Source organism: Promineifilum sp. (SeqCode), assembly GCF_041918635.1.
In the GTDB taxonomy this organism is placed as follows: Bacteria; Chloroflexota; Anaerolineae; order Promineifilales; family Promineifilaceae; genus Promineifilum.
In genome coordinates, this window is sequence record NZ_JAYRVJ010000191.1 from 1 (window position 1) to 4907 (window position 4907).

The 4907-nt window shown below is 64.5% G+C and carries 7 protein-coding genes; 6 read left to right on the forward strand and 1 reads right to left on the reverse strand.

The features are described 5' to 3' along the window. The 6 genes from ACE3UY_RS06590 to ACE3UY_RS06615 form a co-directional block, all read left to right on the forward strand. On the forward strand, positions 1-915 hold a 915-nt coding region (locus ACE3UY_RS06590), incomplete at its 5' end, for a hypothetical protein (protein WP_374686752.1). Then, entirely contained in the window at positions 912-2423 is a 1512-nt protein-coding gene (locus tag ACE3UY_RS06595; protein ID WP_374686753.1) for an MBOAT family O-acyltransferase, read from the forward strand. The genes ACE3UY_RS06590 and ACE3UY_RS06595, both read left to right, overlap by 4 nt. A 39-nt stretch (positions 2424-2462) precedes the next feature. Beyond that, the gene (locus tag ACE3UY_RS06600) at positions 2463-2801 is read left to right on the forward strand and encodes a DUF6883 domain-containing protein (RefSeq protein ID WP_374686754.1); all 339 of its coding nucleotides are present in this window, start codon (positions 2463-2465) and stop codon (positions 2799-2801) included. 10 nt (positions 2802-2811) lie between these two features. After that, on the forward strand, positions 2812-3054 hold the full coding sequence (locus ACE3UY_RS06605; RefSeq protein WP_374686755.1) for a DUF4926 domain-containing protein: 243 nt from the start codon (positions 2812-2814) through the stop codon (positions 3052-3054). Continuing rightward, positions 3051-3695, forward strand: coding sequence for a class I SAM-dependent methyltransferase (locus tag ACE3UY_RS06610; RefSeq protein WP_374686756.1), 645 nt, complete (start codon positions 3051-3053; stop codon positions 3693-3695). The genes ACE3UY_RS06605 and ACE3UY_RS06610 overlap by 4 nt, the downstream gene beginning before the upstream one ends. Continuing rightward, positions 3692-4000 carry an adenylate/guanylate cyclase domain-containing protein gene (locus ACE3UY_RS06615; RefSeq protein ID WP_374686757.1) on the forward strand — a complete coding sequence of 103 codons (309 nt, stop codon included), beginning with the start codon at positions 3692-3694 and terminating at the stop codon, positions 3998-4000. The genes ACE3UY_RS06610 and ACE3UY_RS06615 overlap by 4 nt, the downstream gene beginning before the upstream one ends. A 12-nt stretch (positions 4001-4012) precedes the next feature. Here ACE3UY_RS06615 and ACE3UY_RS06620 read toward each other — a convergent pair whose 3' ends face one another. Then, positions 4013-4825 (reverse strand): PmeII family type II restriction endonuclease, encoded by an 813-nt coding sequence (locus ACE3UY_RS06620; protein ID WP_374686758.1) that lies wholly within the window; start codon positions 4823-4825, stop codon positions 4013-4015. Positions 4826-4907 lie beyond the last annotated feature (82 nt).

Below are 4907 nucleotides of genomic sequence, written 5' to 3' on the forward strand. Positions count from 1 at the left end.
GCCATTGATTGCCGTTCTGCCGCCTGCGCAGGGGTCGGGCAGGATGGCGACGGATGGCCGGCCGTCGGGCCAAACATCACCGCTACCCCACCCCCCACCCCGCGCCCGGCGGCCACAACCGTCTCCTCATCCGGACTCCCAACCGATCCGGCGGCGCTGGTCAACGGCCTGCCGGTGGAGCGCTTCGCCATCCTGCCGCCGGACGTGGCCGAGAACGTTCGCACCATCTTCGCCCGCGGCCAGGCGCTCGGCCGCGACCCCCGCGCCTTCGCCAAGATGGGCGATAGTATCTCGTTGAGCGAGCACTACTTCGCCCGCTTCGACTGGGGCGGCTACAATCTGGGTATCTACACGAAATTACAGCCGGCGATTGACTACTATCGCGGCTCCTTCGCCCGCGTCAGCCAGGCCGTGCGCAGCGGGGCGCGCGCCGGGGACGCCCTGCGGCCGGGCCTGGGCGACGCCGCCCTGTGCCGCGCCGATGAGCACCGGCTGGCCTGCGAGTTCCGGCTGCATAACCCCAGCGTCGTCCTCATCCGCGTAGGCACCAACGACCTCGCGCCGGGCGACGCGTTCGAGCCGGCCCTGCGCCAGTCCATCGCCTACAGCATCGAGCAGGGGGTCATTCCGGTCATCGTCACCAAGGCCGACCGCTCCGAAGGGAGCAACCGCCACAATGAGACGATGCGCGCCCTGGCCGCCGAGTACGCCATCCCCCTGTGGGATTACGACGCCGCCGCGGCCACGCTGCCCAATCGCGGCCTGAGCGGCGACAGCATCCACTTGACCATGTACGCCGAGGACGACTACACCGACCCGGCGGCGCTGACCTTCGGCTACCCATTGAGCGACCTGACCGGCCTGTTCATGCTCGACGCCATCCGTCGCACAGTGGCCGGCGAGGAGGCGCAGTGACGCTCGGTCTGGCGGCCATCGGCGTCTTCGCGCTGGCGGCGTTGCTCTACGCCGCGCTGATTCCCGGCCGCTGGCGGGGCTGGGCGCTGCTGGTGGGCAGCGTGGTCGCTCTCTACGGGCTGCAAGCGCCGCTCGCGCCGCGCTTCGCCGACTTCGTGCTGCCCAGCGCCACCATCGCCCTGGCCGTGGCCGGCTGGTGGCTGTCGCGGCCGGCCCAGCGCGCCTTCCTGGCCCCCGCCAACCGCGACACGCTCGGCGCGTCGCCCGACACGCCCCGCCCCCCCGTCTACATCCGCGACGACTGGCTGACGCTGCTGGTCGTCGTCGCCCTCATCCTCGGCCTCTCCCTCTTCCGCTTCGTGGACGCCGGCTTCCGGCTGACCGCCTCGCGCCCGCCGTCGCCGGTGGACGTGGGCTTCGCCATCGTCGAGGCGATGCTGCTGGGCCTGGCCCTGGCTCTCGTCCTGCGCCGCGCCCCCCAGCGCCACGTGCTGACCGGGGCCATCGCCGTCATCGTCGCCCTGTTCGTGGCCCTCAAATGGCCGCCGGCCACGACCGCCCTGGCCGGCTGGTGGCGCGGCCTGACCGGGCAGGACGTGACGTTGGCCGCGCCCTCCGACCTGGCCTGGCTGGGCTTCTCCTACGTCGCCTTCCGCATCATCCACACCCTGCGCGACCGGCAAACGGGGCTGCTGCCGGAGCTATCGCTGCACGCCTACCTGAGCTACGTGCTCTTCGCCCCCGCCCTCGTCGCCGGCCCCATCGACCGGGCGGAGCGCTTCGTCGGCGACTACTACGCCCTGCCACATCTGCGCGGGCTGGACGCGGCGCGCTGGGGGTTGGGACTGTGGCGCATCGGCGAGGGGCTGTTCAAGAAGTTCGTCGTGGCCGACGTGCTGGCCGGCGGGCTATCGCTGACCCCGGCGCTGGCCGAGCAGACGAGCAGCCCGGCCGCCCTGTGGGCGCTGCTGGTCGGCTACGGCCTGCGCCTCTACTTCGACTTCGGCGGCTACACCGACATCGCCATCGGCCTGGGCATCCTGTTCGGCATCCGCCTGCCGGAGAACTTCGACCGCCCCTACACGCGCACCAGCCTCACCGCCTTCTGGCAGAGCTGGCACATCACCCTCAGCAGTTGGGCGCGCTTCTACGTCTTTACCCCCCTGTCGCGGGCGCTGCTGCGGCGCGAGCGGCGGCCGTCCTCGACCGTCATTGTCCTGCTCTCCCACCTGGCGACGATGAGCGTCATCGGCCTGTGGCACGGCATCACCTGGACGTTCCTCATCTGGGGGCTGTGGCACGCCGTTGGGCTGTTCGTCCACAAGCAGTGGAGCGACCGGTCGCGCCAATGGTATCGCGGCCTGCAAACCCGGCCGTGGCCGCGCCGCGCCTGGGCTGTGGCCGGTTGGGCGGTGACGGTGGGGTACGTGATGCTGGGGTGGGTGTGGTTTCTCATGCCGAGTGTCGAAAGCGCGCTGGCGGTGTTCGCCGGGCTGTTCGGCAGCTAATCATCGCGCCGGTGCGAGCCCTTCAATCTCCGATGAAGTTTGCGCTATACTATTTTCATGCGCCTACCGCCGGATACCATCATTGCCACGAGCAAGCTGATGGACTATCTCTTAGCACCTGGAACCCGCAACGACAAGTCCAAGTGGCTTGCGCAGGCCGACTATACTGTTAGCAATTGGCAACAACTGGAACGCGACTTGAGGCAACAGGTCATGCCATTGGAAGCGGAGTTAGATGAGATCAACCAATATGGCAACGTCTATCGCATCGAAGCCGAGTTGGCCGGCCCGAACGGCCGCGCTCTTCCGGTTGTGACTATTTGGATGACCGAGCACGAGACTGAACAAACAAAGTTCATCACCCTATATCCGCAGTAAGGAGTAACCTATGCGCTACGAGCTATTCACCCAAGTCGCCCTCGCGCGTGACGTACCCAAGAAGGCTTTGCGGGCCGGCGACGTAGCGACGATCGTCGAGCATCATCCTGCTGCGTCTGGCGAGGACGGTTACACACTTGAAGTCTTTGACGCCGTGGGCGGTACTTTGGCTATCCTGACGCTGGCGGAATCGGAGATCGAGCCTCTGCGCGCTGGGGAAATCTTGAGTGTGAGAGCTTTGACTGCGACGTGACCGACGAATTGCAATCCCAATTCGACCACTGGGCCGCTTCCTACGACGCCGACGTGACCAATAGCGCCGCCGGCGCGAGCTTCCCCTTCGACGGCTACGACCGGGTGCTGGCGCGCGTCGTGGAGCTGGCGGCCCTTGAGCCGGGCATGGAGGTGCTGGAGTTGGGGCCGGGCACGGGCAACCTGACGGCGCGACTGGTCGAGGCCGGCGCGGCCGTCTGGGCGCTCGACTTCTCGGCCGAGATGCTGGCCCGCGCCCGCGCCAAAGTCCCCGCCGCCCGCTTCGCCCAGGCCCACCTGCTGGGCGACTTCCCGCCGGCGTTCCGCCGCCCCTTCGACCGCGTCGTCAGCACTTACACCTTCCACGAATTCCCCCTGGCCGACAAGCTGGCCCTGCTGCGCCGCCTCTTCGACGACTATCTACGCCCCGGCAGCTACGCCGTCATCGGCGACATCGGCTTCCCCAACGCCGCCGCCCTTGACGCCATACGCCGCGCCGCCGGCGACGCCTGGGACGAGGAGTATTACTGGCTGTTGGATGAAACGGCGATGGCCTTCCAGGACATGAAACTCGTCTTGGACTGGCAGCAGATCTCGCGTTGCGGGGCTGTCATCTCGTTCAAAGCGGATTTGGCGCTATGATAGGAAACCGGGGCGGCGAATTTCTACGCGCGATCGAGGCGCGGGTCAGTACCGGGCCAGTGGTGGCCGGGGTCATCGGCCGGCGCAAGTTCATCTACGACCTGTGGGGCGACACGGTCAACACCGCCAGCCGCATGGAGTCGAACGGCCTGGCCGACGTGGTCGTCGCCACCGCCGCTGTGCGCGACAGACTGGCCGGGCAGTACACGTTCGAGGAACGGCCGCCGATGTATATTAAGGGGAAAGGGGAGATGGTGACTTACATCTTACGGCCAGCCGACCACGTATCGACGGTTGGACGCTGATCTTGTTTCCCGTCACGCCGGGCTGACATCATTGGTCTCTGCAATAGGGCTTCTGGAGGAGGACACAAAGCTCACCAGCTTCTTCCAATCTATCTCCCCCTCCGTCACAAACTCGGTCACAAGCTCCGCGGTCATCCTGTTGATCGCTTTAACGTACCGATCAGTGACCTCCGTGCTTCTCTTTCGCGCCTCTTCGCCCAACGGTTCTATGAGTCGCAAATACAACGCTTTGTCCCCCGATATGAACTCCCAGAAGCGCTCGCCGCAGAGCTTGTAATAACTCATCTCAGGATCAGCTATATTTTGCTTGTAAGGATGGGCATCCGCACCGTACATGCAGCCATTCACTGCTTCAATGGGTCTTGTCTCGCCCTGCTCTCTCAGATACGCTTTTACCTCTTTGAAGTTCCCTGCCATTTTTGTTATTTGGTCGCTGTTTCCCCAACTTACCCCCGATTTAATTCCAACAATGTAGAAAACGCTTTCCCGCTCGAACAGGAGGTCAACACTGCGCATGACCTTCTGTGGCGCTTTCTTACCGCCATACACACGTTCACAAATGTGGATTGCCAAGCCCTCAAGGAGATTGCCAAAGACAGTCTCTTCCTGTGAGGATAGAAAAGCATCCAGGGCGTATTTGACGAAGTCGCCGGCCGTTCTGATATCTTCGGCCCTAAACAGGTATGGATTCTTGCGCCTCAGCAGGGCATGGCGACCTTTGACCAGTGTAAGTGTCTGTAGACTCTGGACGCGCTTATCGTAAAAGGGTTTGACTACTTCACGGGCTACGTAACCCTGTAATTCATCGTAGTTCAACTCAGCCATCACTATGTGCACTCGAATCGTCTACCAGGCTAAAAAGGCTCCTCTGCCCATAGCCGGGTAATTTCCTGCAAGCCTCTTCGAC

Bases quoted from the DNA above. Each gene is read 5' to 3' on its own strand.
- ACE3UY_RS06615 (WP_374686757.1), top strand. From the start codon at position 3,692: ATGATAGGAAACCGGGGCGGCGAATTTCTACGCGCGATCGAGGCGCGG.
- ACE3UY_RS06620 (WP_374686758.1), bottom strand. From the start codon at position 4,825: ATGGCTGAGTTGAACTACGATGAATTACAGGGTTACGTAGCCCGTGAA.
- ACE3UY_RS06605 (WP_374686755.1), top strand. From the start codon at position 2,812: ATGCGCTACGAGCTATTCACCCAAGTCGCCCTCGCGCGTGACGTACCC.